We start from the raw sequence: 259 nt of genomic DNA, 5'->3' as shown, positions 1-259 counted from the left end.
TCGCAAGGAAGATCGGAGAGGATGACATGCAACGCTCTGAGGTGCTCAGTCGCGAAGGTTGTAGTATAGGCCATCGTGGCGATGTGCCGGTCAAGAAACCCATCGTCTCTGGTGACCTCGGTTTGCTCGGCGCCGTTCCAGGTCGAGATTCGCGGTATCTTCGATTCGTCATGGTGGCAGGCAATGATGAGTCGGTCCACCAAACGCATACCGAAGCCCAATGCCAAGTCTGGTCTCGATTCTGGATCGGGGATCATTG

At 55.6% G+C, this 259-nt stretch carries 1 protein-coding gene; it reads right to left on the bottom strand.

Annotated features, from left to right (window positions below; genetic code table 11):
• Positions 1 to 259, bottom strand: a 259-nt coding sequence (locus ACLJNW_RS26330; protein ID WP_410961526.1) for a hypothetical protein, incomplete at both ends; no start/stop codon positions are given.

The organism is Salmonella sp. SAL4457, assembly GCF_046548235.1.
Lineage (GTDB): Bacteria > Pseudomonadota > Gammaproteobacteria > Enterobacterales > Enterobacteriaceae > Salmonella > Salmonella enterica.
Note: the sequence above shows the minus strand (reverse complement) of the source record. Positions and strands in the feature narration are given on the sequence as shown.